The sequence below is a fragment of the Intrasporangium sp. Soil_C_50 genome, assembly GCF_057656595.1.
Window position 1 is genome coordinate 98,965 of sequence record NZ_JBDGKB010000012.1, and the last position, 19,048, is coordinate 118,012.

The 19,048-nt window shown below is 67.8% G+C and carries 9 protein-coding genes; 1 reads left to right on the forward strand and 8 read right to left on the reverse strand.

All coding sequences use genetic code 11. From position 1 onward, the window contains the following. Positions 1-28: 28 nt before the first annotated feature. From AC3A5R_RS18910 to AC3A5R_RS18945, 8 genes are all read right to left on the reverse strand, one after another. The gene (locus AC3A5R_RS18910; protein WP_487622313.1) at positions 29-715 is read right to left on the reverse strand and encodes a hypothetical protein; all 687 of its coding nucleotides are present in this window, start codon (positions 713-715) and stop codon (positions 29-31) included. A gap of 801 nt (positions 716-1,516) precedes the next feature. Beyond that, positions 1,517-3,247, reverse strand: a complete 1,731-nt coding sequence (locus AC3A5R_RS18915) for a toprim domain-containing protein (RefSeq protein WP_487622314.1) — start codon at positions 3,245-3,247, stop codon at positions 1,517-1,519. A gap of 265 nt (positions 3,248-3,512) precedes the next feature. After that, positions 3,513-6,062, reverse strand: a complete 2,550-nt coding sequence (locus AC3A5R_RS18920; protein WP_487622315.1) for an NACHT domain-containing protein — start codon at positions 6,060-6,062, stop codon at positions 3,513-3,515. Positions 6,063-6,589: 527 nt separating this feature from the next. Continuing rightward, positions 6,590-7,774 carry a hypothetical protein gene (locus AC3A5R_RS18925; RefSeq protein WP_487622316.1) on the reverse strand — a complete coding sequence of 395 codons (1,185 nt, stop codon included), beginning with the start codon at positions 7,772-7,774 and terminating at the stop codon, positions 6,590-6,592. Positions 7,775-7,910: 136 nt separating this feature from the next. Next, the gene (locus AC3A5R_RS18930) at positions 7,911-8,825 is read right to left on the reverse strand and encodes a tyrosine-type recombinase/integrase (RefSeq protein ID WP_487622317.1); all 915 of its coding nucleotides are present in this window, start codon (positions 8,823-8,825) and stop codon (positions 7,911-7,913) included. 212 nt (positions 8,826-9,037) lie between these two features. Further along, a complete protein-coding gene (locus AC3A5R_RS18935; protein ID WP_487622318.1) occupies positions 9,038-11,371 on the reverse strand; it encodes a beta-galactosidase in 2,334 nt (777 codons plus the stop codon). Between the two features lie 63 nt (positions 11,372-11,434). After that, positions 11,435-13,600: a glycoside hydrolase family 3 N-terminal domain-containing protein gene (locus tag AC3A5R_RS18940; protein ID WP_487622319.1), complete on the reverse strand. Its 2,166-nt coding sequence runs from the start codon at positions 13,598-13,600 to the stop codon at positions 11,435-11,437. A gap of 1 nt (position 13,601) precedes the next feature. Beyond that, positions 13,602-17,132, reverse strand: coding sequence for a GH36-type glycosyl hydrolase domain-containing protein (locus AC3A5R_RS18945; protein WP_487622320.1), 3,531 nt, complete (start codon positions 17,130-17,132; stop codon positions 13,602-13,604). A gap of 213 nt (positions 17,133-17,345) precedes the next feature. On the opposite strand from AC3A5R_RS18945, the gene AC3A5R_RS18950 reads away from it, so the two are divergent. Then, complete coding sequence (locus tag AC3A5R_RS18950; protein ID WP_487622321.1) at positions 17,346-18,998, forward strand: ABC transporter substrate-binding protein; 1,653 nt, start codon at positions 17,346-17,348, stop codon at positions 18,996-18,998. The last annotated feature ends 50 nt before the right edge of the window (positions 18,999-19,048 follow it).

Below are 19,048 nucleotides of genomic sequence, written 5' to 3' on the forward strand. Positions count from 1 at the left end.
GACCATGCCGCTGTCGTGGAAGAAGCCCTCACAGCCAGGCAGGACGCGGAAGAGTCGCGAGTGTCTCTTCGAAGTCTCGAACTCCCAGGTCCAGCATCATCACCGTGATCCAATCGCGAACCATCCCATCGAGGCCATCATCTTCAGTCGTCCTGGCCAGCATCGTGGGAAAAGGCACTTCGACCGGGAAGGAGTCACTATCTCTCTGAAATGACTCGAGGCCGACAATCTGCGGCACCGTCAGGCCCGATCCGCCTTGCAGCCACGCCTGCCAGGGTGTCGCGACAACGGGCTCGGAGGCATCTAGGGCCGATGCGACGCCAAGCCAGGTTTCGCGTATCGCGGCTACTTGACCCAGGAGAGCGGCATACAGGTCCTCAAGGCCAAGGGGAACCAAGCGCCCCTCGGTGCCACGGAGCCGTAAGCCCAGCAAACACGAGAGCATGCGCTGCTGCAGACCCACGTACCCGCCAACCTCAACCAGGACTCCGGTATCCGTGGCGAGCCGGTGACCGGGACCGGGCGCCCATAGCGTCATCCAGTTCGACCGACGATCTCGAATCCGCCACTGAGCGGCATTTCCTTCGGTTTGCATCGTCGGCCACAGCTGACTTGGCAATGCGGAGGAATCCAGCGCGCTCAGCAACGAGTCACGAGCGGCGGTGGTCAGCCAAGGCCGCTCAGCAACGCGGCCGGGCAGGGCGACGCCGCCCATCACCCTGACCGTGACATCCCATGACTCGTCGCTGTCACCCCAAAGAGGGAACCGAGACGGATCCGTTACCATCGCGGAATGCCAACCTAGGGGCGAGGATAGACCTTCCACCCGGTCCCTATTAGCGAGATCGAGAACCTTCTGGCGGTCAGCTGGGACGGTGGCCCCGGGCACTCGGAACACGACACGGCCAGCGATAAGTACTGGATGTAGGTAGTCGTCAGCATTCACCCGCAGCACAATTATCAGGCGGTCAGTGTTTGGAATAGCCACAGGAATTATTTCCGGCAGCCTCTCAAGAAGGCCTCGCAAGTGATCCACCAAAGCGTCTACTTCCCCGCGGGGGACCCCACATAAGCGGTCCTCACCAATGGGTCCGGACCCATCCACCCCAAGTAGTACGAGGCCGCCGTCTGCGTTCGCGAGAGCCGCCACCGCCTCAGCTACGTTGCGCCCCGACCGTTCCCGCTTCAGCTCCAAGGTCATCGACTCGGCCAGGAGATCCGCTGCCTCGGCGTCCCTGACGAAGCGTTGCACTACCTTGAATGTGACGTCGGAACTCGGCACTTCGTAGAGGCTCGCATGCTTGACCACGGAGCAAACCTAGCCCAAGACGGAGCGCGACCCCCGGAACTGTGAGGCGCTCCAGATTCTTGTCGACGCACCCTCGGACCTTGCCACGGGCCGCCTCCACGCGACTCGGAAGGACGACCTGGCCGCCCTCAGAGATGGTGGTCCGGACGAGCCGAAGCGTGCCCCGGATTCAAACCTGCGCGGTGGCCTCTTCGTCATGAGTGTTGCCTAACCTGGTTCGGCCGGTGTCGCTGGTACTACGTAGCGCGCGAGTGACAGACCTATCGCTCGACTGCGCGCCCCCCATAGGACCGCGACTAGCGCGGGCGGAGCGCCGCCGTCATCTTGACTCCGGTCAATCGCGTCCCGCAATGACGGCCACAGTGCGTGCGCGAGGCCGACTTTGCTGGGCTCTGGTGTCCAACCCTTCCAAAGCGTCTTGATGTTGTTCTTAGAGCGACGGCACTGATCGAGCCGCGTTCGGATCTCGTCGTGTGATAGGCCGTCGCAGTCGGGATGGATTTCTAGCAAGGCGTCGGCGATTTGATCCGACGTGAAGTGCGCGAACTCGAACTCCTCATGCCAGGTCGTAACGCTTAGCAGGTGTTCAAACGTCGCAGGCTGGATATCGACGACCTCTTGGTCCGCCAGATTTGCCATGACTTCGCGGATGAGAGACGCAGAAAGTCGCTCTGCGCCTCCGCGGATCTCGTCAGGGTCCGCGGCAACGACTACGGCGCAGAGTGGTTGAAGGGTGGAATAGGAATCGCCAAGGCGTTCCCAGATGACTGGCGTGAGAACGTGTGCCGCGAGTCTGCTTACCGGCTTGAGACCCCGCCGGTCTGACTCCAGTCCGCCAGTGCCTCGAGCGGAGATGATGCGGATTCCAAGGGCGTCGGAGTCGATGCCGAGGTGCTCGTACACACGTCGTGCGAGGGCAATTTCTGATTGTCCCTCGAGTACCACCACGACTCTGGGGCCCGGAGCGAGGCCGTGCTCCGCCAACGCTACCTCTAGCGGCTCGGTTCTCCTGGTGAGGCGGTCATGCAGGACCGTCCACCAGTGTCCGCTGGGGTCTACCGTGCGTCCGGTGCCCTCGACATCTTCAGCGAACAAGAGGAGCACCTCGGCGCTGATCCTCAGGTCCATCGCCATGAGGGCGTCGCCTCGCAGTTTTTCCCAATGCTTGGGTGCGGCATGCTTGACGACGTGATACCAGTCGCCTAGTGGGTCCAGAGTGTGTGCCGTCGCGAGCAACCGATCGGCCTCATTGCGAAGCTCTTCTGCTGTGACGTTCAGCTCGTGGGCCACCGCCCGGGGATCGAAATCACGCTTGAATTGGGTCCACTCAGCCTCTGAGACGTTCACGAGGCTCAAAACGTGCGGACGTAGCTGTGGCAAGTATCGAGCTTCCACAGCGGCCGTGATAACTGCGATCGCGCGACTCCGGGTGGCCGTCTGCTGCAGGTCCTCGTCTGCCGCGAGAATCCCGGGACGCGGACCCGAATCTGTCGTTCGGATCAGCAATATCAGCTTCTTAAGCGCAGGCAGCTGCACCATCTGGCGCTGTGAGTAGAGCAGTCCGTTCCACCATCCATCTGGATCGGAAAGGCGGCGGCTATCAAAACGCCAGTCAACGGGCAGCGGCGTAACCGTCGGGTCGGATAGCCGTCCTTCAGCTAGTGCTGCGGCAAACTCGCGTCCATAGGTTCCGAACGTGACTGGCGGTGTCGAGGCAACCCAGTGCTTCGTCGCTAGCTCTTCGTCATGCACCGCGAACATCGGGGCGAGTGCCCGAGCCTGGTAGAGGGCCTTGAGCAGCTCTGCGGTGAGCTCCACGCCCCGCTTGCCTGCCTCCTTGATGAACCCATCCGTCGAAAGGGGATGGCTTTGCGTGAACATCCGTGCCTGACGAGCCGCCACGATCGACCACAAGGCCGCACGTGACTCCGAAGACATGCTCGCAGTAAACCAGTGCGGGCTTGACAGGAACAGTCGGGACTGAACCTCGTGGTTGCGTGACAGACGATCCCGCCCCATCCCCGGAGGGCCAGCGGGGACTGCGGCCAACGCGCCGAAAACGTCCACAACCCTCGCTCGGGGCTGGTCATGGGCCTTGCGCCAGCTAGCGGCGGAAGGACGCGCCTCAGAACTGTCGCTTCATGGAGCTGTTCGAGGCCGTGGTCGGACGAGCGCACCTGGGGCCCGCGTGGAGGTAGGGAACTCAGTGGGTGGTGAAGCGGTCAGCCAGCCGCTTGATGTGGATGTTGTCCGGCTCTCGAACAATGCCGGCGTTGATGTACCGCCTAGCCCGCGTTTCGTCCTTGACCCGAATTGCGAGCCAAGCCATGCGGGACAGGTCCGTCGCCGTAAGCTCGCCCTTAGGCGCAGCGTCGAGGACGTCAAGCAGGGTGCCACATAGGATGGCGCGATCGTCCTCTTGCATCGTCTGGAGATGGTTGTCGGCGTACAGGTGGTTCAACCTGTACGCAGCTTCGCTCGTGAGGTCGTAGGAGACGCCGGGCTGAGTGCTGCGGCTGACCAGAGCCTGAGCCTCTGCGTGGAAGTCGCCCTGGCTCCGGCACATCAAGGACAGACGAGTCCACGCGGAGATATCTGCCGGTCGTTCTTCCAGGTAATGCCGGACCGCTTCCGCGGCCTCGGCAAGCCACCGGGCGTCCTGTTGCTCCTCATATAGCGCGGCAAGCAACAGCCATGCCGGCGCGTGCTGGCGAGCAATATGCTCCAGGACTGCTCGGTTCGTGTCCAACACCTCGGGGTCGCTTTGAGCCTTCTCGGCGATCGCCTTCACCAGGCGGTTAAGCCGGGGCATCAACCCCTGTCGTACATCGGCTTCGCGTGCAGCCCCAAACAGGCGCAGGAAGTCCAAGTCAGCGTCGATCGCGCTTCGAAGAGCGCTTACCTGAAGCTTCTTGCGGCCGAAGAGGGCAGCGGCGAGAGGAACCGTTAGGAATTCGTCGTTATCTGGGGTCCGCGTGGCCTCGACCATTGAGCTGCGGATTAGGTGATCGACGGCTCGCCCCGTGTCTAGAGGCTCTTCGGCGGCGCGGAGCAGGGCAGCCTCAATGGCGAGACGTGGCACGGCGGAGCGCCAGCCGCAGAGTGTCAGGAACAGACGTTGGCCGAGCGGTGTGAGCTGGTTGTAAGTGCGCTCGAACAGTGCCTGAAGCACGTCCTCTCGGTTGGCGACGAGGTGGCGGAAGTTGGCCGGCTGCCCCAGGTTGGCCAAGTCGCCCAGGAGGAGCTTCGCGACATAGGGATGCCCGTCAGACTGGTCGAACAGGTCACCCTCTAGAGCCGGCGTCATCATGGGGCTGATACCAAGCTGCGTTGCTGTCTGCTGGACGAGCTCGTCGAACTCGGCTCGGCGCATGCCGCTGACCTCGACGGGATAGTCACCTTTGAAGTCTCGGAGCCGAGTTGTGATGAGGATCTTGTTAGGCGGTCTGACGTAGGTGTCCAGCCACTCGTACATCTGCTGCGGGTCAAGCACTGTCTCGAAGTTGTCGAACACGAACAACAGCGGGGTGTCGTGCTTGGCTCCGAGTTGCTCCATGAGGAAGTCAACCTTGCGGAAGCCTTTTGCATTGGCGGCCGCGGGACCGAGCAAGTCGACGAACTGATCTGCGATATCGGGGATGCTGACCACTCGGGGTCGGACGAGCTTCGGACCGAGCTCCGTGAGATCGACGTCGCGGGCCGAGAACCACAAGACAGCAAAGAAGCGTTCGACGAGTGCGCCGTTTGCGAGCTCGTGGAGGACCTCCAAGGCGAGCGAGGTCTTTCCGATGCCACCACGGCCGACGAGGGTCACGACGGCGTGACGGTCGTTGAGCAGGACCTTTGTTAGCTCGGCCTCCAACTGTGGACGCCCGACGTAGTCGTTACGCCGCGGTGGAAGGTTGCCGAACAGGCCGCCCTGTGGTTCCAAGGTCCCCTGACCTTCAGTTTCGCTCTCTGGCAAGGGCGTCGGCGGAAACCTGAAGTCCGCGGCGTCGGAGTGCTTCCGCTGGTCCGTGACGTAGGACAGCACCTCGTAGGTGGTGTCGTTGTAACCCCCATTGCAGACAAAGAAGTCCGACAGCTCCACATCGCTGGTCACGAGCCGGACCGGCCGTGGCGTGTCAAAAACGACGTGGATTCCGTCGGACAGCGACGCATCGTTAGAGCGCTTGAGCGGCTCGAGGCTCTCGGCAGAGTCCGTGATCGGGATGACGCGATACTTCCCCGACAAGTTCCTGTGGAGATAGGCCCAGTCAGCTTGAAACAGCTCGAAGCCGTTGACGACGGCTGACACGGATCGTTCCAGGGGCACGGCCATCCGGCCACAGTGCGTCGAGGTCGTGGCGCCGTGTCCCCGAGTCTTGTTGCGTAGCCAGGCGAAGTGGCGCGCCCACGCTCGCGCCGAAATCTTCCGAGCATCTGCGGCATAGTGCGGGTCGAGTACCCGGCAGGCATCGATAACGCCAGCCACCGCTTCGACCTGCCAAACGTTATCCGCTGTCAGATCGAAGTTCTTGGTTAGCGCCCCGCTGAGCACCCGTGCGGAAGGTGCGAGTGTGACCGCGGCCGGCCCGGTCAGCAAATCGTCGAGCGCGCTGGCCCAGTCACCAACGCCGTTCGCGCGGACCAAGCCATGCTCTAGCCGATAGCGGTGCCGATCCCTGTCATCGTCGACCGCCGCGACCATCCCGGCCACCATGAGTTTGAGCGTGAGCTCACCGAGATACATGAGTTCAAAGAACAGCGTCATGTCGTCGCAGTCGGCTCTCGTAACCTGCACCCGCTGTTGCATGCGCCCGAGCGCCTGGAATGTCACTAGGTGACCCCCTTTGCCGGTGACATGCGGCCTTCCGCCGACTGGTGTCGCGGCCTGAAGCGGTTTGCCATCCCCTCGTACTCTTAACTAAGGGAGGGCAGCGACTCCGTCCGTCACCGAGCGGCCGGCACGCCCTCCCCATATTCGCTGCAGCCACATTGCCGAACGGGCCAGCGATTCGGATTTGGACGTAACGACACCACTGACGGCGTACGGCTAATCGGCGTAGCTTCTCCCTTGGACCCGAGCAGCCAGACCTTTCAGCGGCAGGTCGGGCAACACCGAAGCCACGATAGGCGGCGGAGTGACGCAGCATCCCGGACCACGACGAGGCTGGTCGTCAGGTGGCGCCGTGCACGGATTTGAAACGGCGCGGAGCCTCAAGTGGGCTAGCCTCCGCGCATGAAAAAGCGGTGTGCGGCATACCCTTCAAGGAAGTAGCTGCGGCATGCGTGGACTGTCTATTGCTCCGACATTGCCGCCCGCGCTGCTCTCTCTGTGTCGTGAAAGAGCTTGACTGGCGGCAGCTCGCCATCTTGAGATCGGGCGCCGAGTTCGGCTTCGATCAGCGCACGCAGAATTCGCCGAATAGCAAGGAACTCCAGAGGACGTTTCGCGGGTACGTCGTCAGACACCATCGCAGAAAGGGCCGACAGCTCAGTTACTTCACGGGCGCCTGCATGAACAAATACGGATCGAGCATCGTACGAAGCCAGGACTCTGCGACGGAGAATCGACGGGTCGCGTGGAACAAATGACGAGATGGGTGTCCGACTGGACGCCTCTAGGCCCTTGAACACCTCCTCGCCCTGAGGGGACATGTCATATGAGGGCAGGAAGTCTTGAAGCTCAACATCCCAGAAACTATCCGGCAAATTGTCTACGATATAGCCCGCGAACGTTTGTCGCAACTTTAGATGGCGACCCTCCATCAATTGTTGACGAATCAGATCGGCGTCCCCGCCCGATAGGCCGATGTCAGAAAAGACCTCATCAAGTGGCCCAGATTCATCCCAGTCTGACCATGACGGTACATAGCTTCCGTACCGCCGAGACAGTGTTTCAAGGCCAGCCACGGCTAGAGCATATGCAGCGTTCAGGTCTGAGTCATAGAGAATCACGGCTGCGTAATGGAGTTCGATCGCTGCACCAAGGGTCGCCAGATCTTCGTCCCCTAGCCCAAGGACAAGAGCCAAGGTCCGCTCGAATAAGACTCGTGAGTCGGCGGGTACGGGTCCCACTAGTTCGCGATCGTTCACTTGTGCAGGAATGAAGTTCCTCGTCTCCGACCCGTCCATTGCGATCGGAACTTCGTTAGATCCGACCTGGCATCTGCGGTCCAACGCCATGGTGATGACGGCGCCGAGCTGCGTTGCCACGGCGCGCGCGTCGCCTATATCGCCGTTTATCCGGGCATCGGGCCACAGTAGGACCGACTGCGACTGTGGATACTGACCAAATATGCCTATGCTGCCACCGGTCGAGACAAAGCGGACGACACTTGCGTCAAAATCAAGAGGCGATGGTACGGAAATGCGATTCATGCGCACGGTGAATCGCGCCTCCGCCTCCGCCTCCGCTTCGGCATTGGAATCGGAAGTTCGCAAGGACCGAAGCCCGTTCGCCCAAGAATGCAGTTCGTTCATCTGTCAGATCATACTTGCCTGTACGAAACACCCCTCTTTCACGGACATTCAAGGCTGTGACGCGCAGCGTGCGACGAGTGACCGAGTCCCCGAGGCGCGCTCATAGTGGGCGGTGTGTGGCAGGTGAGTGCGCTTCCTAGACGCCGGCGACGTAAGCGGTGAGGAAGTGGACGGCGTGACGGTCGAGGTTTCCTCGGGCCCGGTCGTAGTGCTCCGTGGTGCGTGGGTCGGCATGCCGCGCAAGGATCTGCGCGTCCCGCAACGGCACGCCGGCGTCGAGGGCGTTGGTGATCGCGGCGTGCCGCAGCGAGTGAGGGCTGATGTGTCGGGGGATCGCGGCGACCTGCGCAATGCGGGCGACCATCCGGTAGACGTCGCGTCGGTCGACCGGTTTGCCGGAGACGGGTCGCAGCACCAACGGTCCGCTCGTCCGGGTGCCACGGCACGCCTCGAGCGCACGGAGCACGGGCACGGTGACCGGCATGGTCGCCGGCTTGTTCCCCTTGCCGACCAGATGAAGGACGCGGTAGCCACGCAGGGTGTCGGCGTAGTCCTCGATCCGTACGGCCGCGGCCTCGGATGCACGCAGCGCGTTGATGCCCAGCAGGAAGGCCAGGGCGCCGTGGTGCACGGTGATGGTCTGGGCCACCTGCAGGAAGCGGATCAGCTCGAGCCGGTCCAGGCCCTGCGTCCGCGATTCGTCGCGGTGCACTCTCGGCAGTCGCGCATACACGGCCGGGTCGGCGGCGATGAGCCCGTCGATGTGGGCGAACCTGAAGTAGCCGCGGATGCCGTGCATCATCGTGACGACCGTCGAGTCCGTCAGGCCACGGTCACCCAGCTGACGGATGTACAGCTCGACGTGGGCGCGCTGGATGTCGCGCAGCGGGTCGAGTCCGTTGCGCTCGCACCACGCGAACCACTCGCGCAGCTGGAACTCATAGAGGCTGTGCGTGCGCCCGGAGTAGCGGGCCAGGAACGACACCGCGGCGAGCTGGGCCGCGGACATGCTGGCCGGCTGGAACGGCAGGAGGAGGGTTGACGTGGTCATGGGAGTCACCTCGCGCGGCGGCGGGGAAACGGGACGGGCCGGCCCGCCGCCGACCTGACCCGGCTCCATTGGCGCGTCGACGCTAGACGTCGCAACCGCACGATGTCTGGGCTCCCGAGCCGGGAAGTGCCGGCCGGTGCTCCGACCTCAGACAGACGCAACGGCCGGGATGCGAACACGTCGCACCCCTGCCGTCCCGGTGGACCAGTCGTTCAGCGCGACGTGAGCACGTGCTCCCCCGGCGCGAGCCGGACGCGATCACCGCGGATGACGACGGTCGTCCCCGCGTCGGGGTCGACGCCGGGTCGGAAGGTGACCGAGCCGTCGCCGGCGACCGACGCGATCTCCGCCGAGGCCCAGTCGAGGCGACGCCCACCGACCGACAGCCCCAGCGGCAGGATGTGGCCGCTCCGCGCGGGAAGCACGAGCTCGGCACCGGCGGCGATCGCCGTCCCGTCGAGCCCGACCGTCAGGCGAGCTGGCGTACCGGACGTGTTGATGAGGTGCAGAGTCCGCTGACCGTCAGAATCGCTCATCGTCGTCGCGAACACCCCCGGCCACTCGGTCGACAACCGCAGCCCCGGCCGAACCCCCAGAGCCGAGAGCGCCCGACCGAAGAACGCGGGGTCCGACGGCAGCTGCGCCGTCAGCAGGACGCACCGACCGTCGCCGACGGGGATGTCGAGACCGCACACGCCACCGTCGAGGTCCGTCAGCACGACGTCGCCGCGCGAGTGCTCCAGCGGCTGCCCCCACCCGGCGCGCATCTCCGGCCACGGCGCCGCCCACCCGTGCGCGACGAGCGAGGGGTAGTAGTGCTCGAAGTCGCGCCGCACCACGCCGCCCGAGACCCCGAGCGCATCGGCGAGCACCGTGCACGGGGTGCCGTCGAGGTCACGCTCCGGCACGCGTCCGAGCAGGACGACGTTCCCGCCGCCCGACAGGTGCGCGACGAGCCGCGACTGCACCCGCTCCGACAGGTACCGACCGGAGCCGACGACCACCGTCGACCCCGCAGCCGGCTCCGACGCCTCGAGCCACGTCGCGCCGAACCGGAACCCGGCCAGCAGCAGCGACCGCGCCAGCGCCTTCCGCTCGCCCGCGCCGCGGAACGACGTCAGGTCGTTGACGACGTCGGTCATGAGGGCGGACCCGGGGTGGTGGTACTCGGTCATGTACGAGTCGAGCACGAGCCCGAGCGACACGTCGTCGTGGTCCTCGGTCATCCGCGCCAGCCACGGCTCGTTCGCCTTCACCGCGTGGATGCCGGCCGCCGTCGCCGCGTACGCGTAGCCCTTCTGCCCCTCCGGCCCGACCGGCGCCGCCGTGCCGTGCCGCTCGCCGGTGAACGAGACGCGTTCGTTGCCGTCGCCCAGCTTCTCGTCCATGGGCGGGTTGATGCCGCCGGCGAAGAGGTAGTAGTTGATGAGCTTGTTGCCCTGGGCGAGGCACAGGCGCGTCTTGAGGTCGGCCGTCGACGGGTCGTACTGCATCTCGGCGCCCGCGCCGTAGTCGCCCGACCCGGCCTCGAACTCCAGCGACGTCAGCGGCTGGTCCTCGTCGTGCACCGCGGCCATGTACGCGTTGATGACGTAGAGGTCGGTCATCGTGTTGAGCGTTGCCTCGCCGAGGTAGTGGTCCGATCCGGAGACCATGCCCGGGATGCCCGAGTAGGTGTCGACGAGCTGGCTGATGCCGATGGGGAAGGGCGCCCCGTTGCCGCCCTCGGTGCCGTGGATGTTGACGAGGAACGGCACGTCGCGCACGGCCCGCTCCTCGCACATCGCGCGCAGCGTCGCGACGTACTCGCCGAACCGACGCCGCATGAACAGCCCCAGGTCGAGGCGCAGCGGCCCCGCGTCCGCCTCTGAGGGCGACCGCACGAGCGACGCCCAGTCGTCCGACCCCGGCGACGCCGAGTACGGCGACGCGTCCCCGTGCCGGTCGCGCACGAACGCGCCGAAGGCCTCGACGAGCCCGTCGGTGAGGTCGGGTGTGTTCGTCACCCAGGCGAGCATCCCCACCTCGTTGTCGAGCTGCACGCCGACGACGTTGCCGCCGGCCGGCTCGAGGCGCGGCGCGAGCACCGGCATGATCGCGTCGTACCAGCGGCCCGTCTCCTTGAGGAAGGCCGGCGCGAGGTAGTCGACGGTGCGCGACGTCGTCGGCACGCCGTCCCAGCCCGACGGCACGACCTCCGGGTGGTCGCGGTACACGCTGTAGGGCAGGCCCTCGTTCTTCAGCTCGGCCATGATGAACGGCCCCGGCCGGGCGAGGAACCGCAGCCCCTTCTCGGCCGCGAGGTCGATGAACGCGGCGACGTCACGTTCCGGACGCGTCCGACCCTCGACGTCGATCGACCCGTCGGGCAGCTCGTGGACGATCCACGGGATGTACGACGCAACGGTGTCGCAGCCGGCCTCGACGAGCAGGTCGAGCCGCTGACCCCACTCCTCGCGGGCCACACGGAAGTAGTGCACCTCCCCCGCCATGACGATGCGGGGCTCCCCGCCGATGAGCAGCTGTCGGTCCTTCGTCTGGATCATGGTCCTTCTCAGGTGGTCTAGGCGGAGAGCGAAAGATCAGGCAGGTGAAGCGGATTCAGCGGTTCAGGCGGTCTGGATCGTCAGGGTCACCGAGTGCAGGGACGCCGCGTCGGGCCCGGTGAGCAGCTCGATGGCACCGTCGTCGACGCGCGCAGTGAGGTCGCGCCCGTAGTAGGCGAACTGCTCGGCCCGCACGTCGAAGAGCACCTCGCGGGCCGCGCCCGGCTCGATGTCGACGACGGCCCAGTCGGTCAGCTCGACGAGCGGACGCGTCACCTGCGCCACCGGGTCGCGGAAGTACAGCTGGACGACCTCGCGGCACGGCCGGTCGCCGGTGTTCGTCACCGTCACCGACAGCGTCACCGACGCGTCACCGGTGAGGGTCGCGTCGGACAGCTTCGGCTCGCCGTACTCGACTGTCGTGTAGGCGAGTCCGCGGCCGAACGGCAGGCGCGGGTAGGTGAGCGCGTCGATGTACCGACCCTCCTGCCGGTCGACGTCGACGCGGATGAGGCGGCCGGTCGGGCGCTGGTGGGTGCTCGTCGGGATGTGCCCGGTCGAGAGCGGGAACGTCATCGGCAGCCGGCCGTGCGGCTCGACGTCACCGAGGAGCACGTCGGCCAGGGCCGGCCCCGCTTCGGTGCCCGGGTGCCAGACGACCAGCACGGCGTCGGCGAGGTCGAGCACCTCCGACAGGTCGAGCGGACGCCCGGTGTACACGACGGCGACGAGCGGCTTGCCGTACGCGGCCACCGCCCGCACCAGCTCGAGCTGCCCGGGCGGCAGGCCGATGTCGACGACCGACTGCGCCTCGCCCGAGCGGGACCGGTGCTCGCCGAGCAGCAGCACCGACGTGTCGGCGGCCCGCGCCTGCATGAGCGTCACGTCGGGGAAGCGTCCGTCGGCGACGGTGACCCGGTCGCCGAGGCGCTCGCGCAGCGCGTCGCCGGGGGTGGCGACCTCCTCGCCGCGGCCGTCGAGCACCCACGTGCCGAGCAGCGCGTCGCCGTCATCGACGAACGGCCCCGACAGCAGGACCCGTCCGGCATCCTCGCCGAGCGGCAGCACGCCGTCGTTCTTGACGAGCACGTGCGCCGCGTGGGCCGCACGTCGCGCAACCGAGCGCGTCTGTGGCGTGGGCGCGTTCGAGGCGCCCTCCCGCGTCGCGTACGGCTGCTCGAACAGGCCGAGCCGGAACTTGAGGCGCAGCACGCGGCGCACGGCGTCGTCGACGAGCGCGACGTCGACCTCGCCCGACTCGACGAGCTCCTCGAGGTGGTCGAGGTAGGAGGCGCTGACCATGTCGAGGTCGACGCCGGCGTGGATGGCCAGCTTGGCCGCCTCGCGCCGGTCGGCCGCGACGCCCTGGAAGACGATCTGCCCGATGCCGTTCCAGTCGGCCACGACGACGCCGTCGAAGCCCCACTCGTCCTTGAGCACCTCACGGATCAGCCGCTCGTGGGCGTGCATCGGCGTGCCGTCGACGTCGTTGAACGCCGCCATGACCGTGGTGACGCCGGCGTCCACGGCGTCCTTGAACGGGCGCAGGTGCAGGTTGCGCAGGGTGTTCTCCCCGACGCTCACCGTGTCGTAGTCGCGCCCGCCGGCTGCGAGGCCGTAGCCGACGAAGTGCTTGGCGCACGAGGCGAGCCGGTCGCGGTCGCTCGGGTGCTCGCCCTGGAACCCGCGCACGAGCGCGGCCGCCAGACGGCCCGACAGCACCGGCGTCTCACCGAGCGACTCGGCAACCCGGCCCCACCGCGGCTCCTCCGAGATGTCGACCATCGGCGTGAACGTCCACGCCACACCGTCGACCGCGGCCTCGCGGGCGGCGATCGTCGCGGCCTCCTCGAGCAGCTCCGGGTCGAACGAGGCCGCGAGCCCGAGCGGGATCGGGAACACGGTGCGGTGGCCGTGGATGACGTCGCGGCCGAAGAGGATCGGGATGCCGAGGCGGCTGCCCTCGACGGCGTGCCGCTGCGCCGCGTCGATGTTGCCGACGAGGACGCCCTCGTCGCGCTCGTTGCCGGCCGTGGCTCCCGACGCGTAGAGGCTCGAGCTGATGCGGCCCGCGCGGATCTGCTCCGCGTCGTCGTCGGGGTGGATGTTGGCGACCTGGTGGGTCTGGGCGACCTTCTCGGCGAGGGTCATCTGCGCCATGAGCAGGTCGACGCGCTCCTCGACGGGCAGCGCGGCGTCGAGCCAGGGGCGCTCGGTGGGCGTGGTCATGTCAGTAGGTCTCCACGGAGATCTCGAGGGTGGGGGTGCCGGACACCGTGGATGCGGACGCGTCGGGCGCGGCTGCGGCGTAGGGGGCGTCGGGCGTCGGGACGAGGTCGGTGAGCGTGACGGCCACGCCGCCGCGGCGGTAGGGGTTGGCGAGCGAGCGCGTGTCGAGGTCACGGCCAGCGACGGTGACGCGTCGGACGCCGTGCCCTTCCGCGCCCGCGGTGAGCGTCAGGCGGACCCGGTGGCCGGCGAGCGGGACGGTGGCGACGAGCTCGCCCGAGCCCGGCGGCAGCACCGGGTCGAGCTCGACGTCGGTGCCGCGGCGGCGCACGCCGAGCAGCGCCTCGGTGACCAGCCGCAGCACGAGGCCCGGGCCGGAGGAGTACACCCGCCAGCCGCCCTCGAGCGGCACGTCGCCGGCGATGAGCGCCGCGTAGCGGTCCTGCGCGTCGTACCGGTCGGTGAAGGCGCCGTCGGACGAGGAGTAGTAGCAGCTGGTCTGGCGCGGGCGCGCTTGCGGCACCAGCGCATCCAGGCCGACCGGGCTCGTCTTGGCCAGCGCCTCGAGCAGCGCCGCGCCGTCGCCGACCCGGGCCAGCGCCTCGGCGTAGCGCAGATGGGCGTGCATGTACATCAGGCCGATCTCCCGGCCCCAGAACGTGCTCGCCTCGGCCCGCTGGAACACGCTCATCGGGCCACCGGCGTAGCGCACCGGCCGGTCGAAGAGGCGCGCGCCGTCGGGGCCGAGCAGGTGCACGCCGATGAGGTCGAGGTGGTGGCGGGCCTGCTCGGGCGTCAGCAGCTCGGCGCTGATGGCGTGGATCCAGGGCAGGATGCCGTACCTCAGGCCGGTCATCGTGTCGGTCGGGTGCACGAGCGGCTCGAAGCCGCCGGCGTCCTGCTGGAGCAGGTAGCCGGGCAGCACCGGGTCGGCGTCGAGCTGCGCGGACAGCGCCGCGTGCGTGGCGTCGGCGAGGGTGTCGCACTCGTCGGCGAGGCGCGCCGTCGAGCTGTCGCCCCCGGCCGCGCGCAGGCCCTCGGCGAGGGTGCGCAGCGCCTGGGTCTGCAGCACGGCGGTCCACGTCGACACCATCTTCGCGGCCAGACGCGGGTCGGCCGGCTGGAGTGAGTCGTTCCAGTCGCCGTGGCCGTAGGCCGGCAGCGGGCTGCCCGGCACCGTCGACTCGGCGATGCGGCGCACGGCGGCGGCGAGGTGCTCGGCCACCGGCAGCGGCGCGGCCAGGGCGTCGTCGCCGACGAACGGCACGAGCTCGTCGAGCAGCGACGCGTCGCCGGTCGTGCGCAGGTAGTCGCCGGCCGCGAGCACCGGCCAGAACACGACGTCGCCGTGCGAGTCCTGCTGGCCCGACTCGGGCAGCGGCGGCAGGAACTCGAACGCCTGCGGCCAGTCGCCGCGCTCGTTCTGGGCGCGGAACACCATGAGCAGCACGTCGCGCACGGCGTCCTGCCGGTCGAGGGCGGTGAGCAGCCCGACCGGGCCCTGGCACACATCACGGGTGCCCCACGCACCGCCGGAGAACTGCTCGAGCCCGCGCGGCGACAGGTAGTGGACGAACGCGTCGTGGGTGAACCACGGCAGCGCGGCGGCGAGGTTGCCCACCTGCGTCGCGGTGGAGGCGTCGGTGTCATTGCGGCTGTCGGTGCCGAGGGTGACGGCGTGGGCCGTGGCGTCCCAGAAGCTCGCGCCCAACGGCGCGTCGGAGGGCTGCACCTCGTGAGGGTCGCCCGACGCGTCGCCCGCGGTGAGCGTCACGTCGACGGCGGCCGCCGGCTCGAGCAGGACGGTGAGCCAGCCCTCGCTGCGGGTGCGGCCGTCGGACTGCAGACGCGCGTCGCCGGCCTCGGCGTCGCCGCGCCCGGTCCACGACACGTGCCACGCGCGGGGCGACCCCGCCGGCGTCACCTCGGCGCCGCCGTCGTGGAGCGTGATCTCGGGGGCGTCGGTGAAATCGTCGGCCACCTGGACCGTGAGCAGCAGTCGCCGGGGAGCCCCACCCGACTGCTCGACCGTGAGGCCGAGCCGGTGCTCGTCGGCCGGGGCGGTGGAGGTGACGGCGATGCGGAGGCCGGACGCGTCGGCGTACCACCACGTGGCGTGGTCGAGGCCGACCTTCCAGGCGCTCGGCGTCTCGAGCAGCTGCCAGCCGCCGGCGCCGTCGTCGACGAATAGTCGCACGCCGCTGGCGCGGAGCAGGCCCAGGTACGTGCGTCGCCCGGTGACGGCGGTCTGCCGGCCGGCATGGCCGCGGGTCAGCTGCGAGTGGAAGGTGCCGGCCATCCACACCGTCGAGGTGAGGGTGCGGGTGTCGGGCGTCAGGGCGTCGCCGGTGCGCAGGAGCTGGCCGTGCGGGCGCAGGACGGCGAGCTCCTTGGCGGCCGTGACGAGCTGGCCGTCGGGCAGCTGCCACGCCACCTCGGTGCCGTCGATCGTCTCGACGTGGCGGCGGCCGGCGGTCTGCCCGAGGGCGTCGAGCTCGTCGCCCATCAGCCCGCGCGACGGGAAGCCGGGCGCGCTCGACCACAGCGTCGAGTGCGCGGGAGCACCGGTGCCGTCGCCGGACGCGTGGGCTCCGGCACCGTCGGACGCGCGGCGGCCGGCGTCGCTGCTGACGTCCCCGTCCCCGGACGCGTCGGGCGCGTCAGGGCCGTCGGCGAGGGCGGCGTGCGCCCACTCGGCGTCGGCGTCGGACGTGGCCTCCGGGTGGTGCTCGACGACGATGCCCCAGAAGCCGGTGGTGTGCGAGGCGCCGGGCGCGAGGTGCACCGCCTCGTCCTGAAGGGCGGCGAAGGTGTGCTCGTGCTGGTGGCGCTCGCCCGGGAGCTCGGGTGCGTCGAGGCCCGGCCAGCGGACGCCGTCGGCACGGCGCTCGACGAGCTGCAGCGCGTCGGTGGCCCAGCCGGTGCCGCGGCCGGTCGTGCCGACGAGCAGCCACGGCACGCGGGGGCCGGGCATGTTCTGCCGTACGGCGAGGGCTGTGCCGTGGCCGTCGACGGCCACGGGCGTCACGTCGAGGTACTGGGCGACGTAGTACTCGTTGGTGCGCACGGCACCGAGCGGAGCCAGGGCCGGGTCGTGGGTCAGCACGGCGTCGACGCGGACGGCGGCGTCGGTGGTGTTGCGCGTCGTGAGGCGCCAGTGCCAGCTCGGGTGCTCGCGGCCCAGGGCCAGGGTGAGCCGGTAGGCGATGCCCTCGTGGACGCCCTCGACGACGGTGCGGTCGGTGCCACCGGGGCCTTCGCTGCCGAGCGAGACGGTACGCGCACCGGCGTCCGGGCCCGCGGCGTCCGGGCCCAGCAGGGGCAGGCGGCTCACGCCGTCCGGCCGGTGCACCCGGAGGTGGACGTTGGCCAGACCTGCCTCGGAGACGCTTGCCGGGTGGAGCAGGAGGCTCAGCCCGAAGGCCTCGAGACGGCGCAGCGCACCGTCGTCGAGCACCTCGGCGGTGAGACCGGCGGCGCTGCTGAGGGTACGGGCCGGAAGGGCGGAGAGGACGGCGTTGTCGTCGAGCACGGATCTTTCGTACCACCAGCGTCTCTCGGACCTCCACCCCCAATTGCCTTGAAAACAAATGAAAGTCAGCGTGAGCACGCGGAAGTGCATGAAAGTAGTTACATGCGTCGAAAGCGTTGACATCCGTGACGGGCCGCCCCAATTCTCAGAGGAATTCCCGCCCCCTGACGGAGGTCCGCAATGACGCGAACACGTACCAAACCCCTGTTGATCGTGACCGGCCTGACGGCCGCCGCCCTCGCCCTGACGGGATGCGCCGGCAGCGCCGCCCAGAAGGCGAACCAGGGCAGCGGTGGTGGCGGCGGCATGATCGAGCAGCTGACGTTCCCGGCCGAGGCCGACGCGACCGTCGGCGGCCTGGTCAACTACAACCCCAACTCCCCGAAGCCGCTGACGACCAACTGGCTCTACGAGCCGCTGATCGTGCGCAACAACCTCACCTGCGAGGAGACCCCCTGGCTCGCCACCAAGGCGACCTGGGACGGGCCCACCAAGCTGACGCTCGACATCCGCCAGGGCGTCAAGTGGAGCGACGGCAAGCCGTTCACCGCGGAGGACGTCGCCTTCACGTTCAACCTGCTGAAGAAGTACCCCGCGATCGACAAGGCAGGCGTCTGGAACGACACGTTCGGCGCCCCGGCCAAGTCCGTGACGGCCCAGGGCAACCAGGTCGTCTTCGAGTTCAGCGGCAACGCCGCCCCGAAGTACGACAGCATCATCAGCACCAAGATCCTGCCCGAGCACTACTACGGCACCGTCGGCGACCCGTCGAAGTACGTCGACAAGACGCCGATCTTCACCGGTCCCTTCAAGATCGGCAGCTACAACGGCCGCCGCCTCGTGCTCGAGCGCCGCGCCGACTACTGGCAGGCCGACAAGATCAAGGTCAAGAAGCTCGTCCTCGAGGGCAACTACGACGCCTCGCAGGCCGCGCTCAAGCTGCGCTCGGGCCAGCTCGACGCCTACTGGGGCGAGATCCCCAACCCGCAGAAGACGTTCGTCGACGCCGACCCGAAGAACAACCACTTCTACTACGCGCCCAACGGCACCACCGTGCTGACCGGCAACGACCAGAAGCCGCCGTTCAACGACCCGAAGTTCCGCGAGGCCATCAGCTACGCGATGGACAAGCAGAGCATGTCGACGAAGGCCACGTACGGCATCATGAAGCCGGCCAGCCAGACCGGTCTCAAGCTGCCCTCGATGAGCGACCTGCTGCCGGAGAAGTACGCCGGTGAGGACACGGTCCTGCCCTACGACGTGGCCAAGGCGAACCAGCTGCTCGACGCCGCGGGCTACAAGAAGGGCGCCGACGGCAAGCGCACCAACCCGGACGGCTCGCCGCTGGCGGTGAACTTCTCGGTGCAGGCCGGCTTCATCGACTACCAGGCGATGGCCGACGTCGTGGCCCAGGGCATGAACGCCGCCGGCGTCAACACGAAGGTGACTGCCTCGGCGCCCGACTCGGTCGACGGCCAGAAGAAGACCGGCGACTTCCAGCTGATGTTCGAGTACCTCCACGGCGGCTGCGAGCTGGCCAAGAACATCGGAGCCAAGCTCTCGAGCAAGCAGATCCCGACCGCGACCGACATCTTCCCGAACGTCGAGCGCTACAGCGAGCCGGCCACCGACCAGGCGGTCAAGGACCTCTCGGAGTCGATCGACAAGGCCGACCAGAAGAAGTACCTCGGCGAGCTCGTCGACACGATGATGACGAAGTACCCCGTCACCTCGCTCATCTACGCACCGGCGCGCATCATCTACCGCACCGACCACGCCGTCGGCTGGCCGAGCGAGGACAACGCGTACGCCAACCCGTCCGACGACCGCCTCCTCGTCATGACGCGGCTCACCGCGCCGAAGTGATGCGACCGGCATCTCCCGGCACGGCGGGGCGGGCACTCGTGCCCGCCCCG

Excerpts from the sequence above, each read along its gene's own strand:
- AC3A5R_RS18910 (WP_487622313.1), bottom strand. The coding sequence starts at position 715 with ATGGGCGGCGTCGCCCTGCCCGGCCGCGTTGCTGAGCGGCCTTGGCTG.
- AC3A5R_RS18920 (WP_487622315.1), bottom strand. The coding sequence starts at position 6,062 with ATGACGCTGTTCTTTGAACTCATGTATCTCGGTGAGCTCACGCTCAAA.
- AC3A5R_RS18930 (WP_487622317.1), bottom strand. The coding sequence starts at position 8,825 with ATGACCACGTCAACCCTCCTCCTGCCGTTCCAGCCGGCCAGCATGTCC.
- AC3A5R_RS18940 (WP_487622319.1), bottom strand. The coding sequence starts at position 13,600 with ATGACCACGCCCACCGAGCGCCCCTGGCTCGACGCCGCGCTGCCCGTC.
- AC3A5R_RS18925 (WP_487622316.1), bottom strand. The coding sequence starts at position 7,774 with ATGAACGAACTGCATTCTTGGGCGAACGGGCTTCGGTCCTTGCGAACT.
- AC3A5R_RS18915 (WP_487622314.1), bottom strand. The coding sequence starts at position 3,247 with ATGTCTTCGGAGTCACGTGCGGCCTTGTGGTCGATCGTGGCGGCTCGT.
- AC3A5R_RS18935 (WP_487622318.1), bottom strand. The coding sequence starts at position 11,371 with ATGATCCAGACGAAGGACCGACAGCTGCTCATCGGCGGGGAGCCCCGC.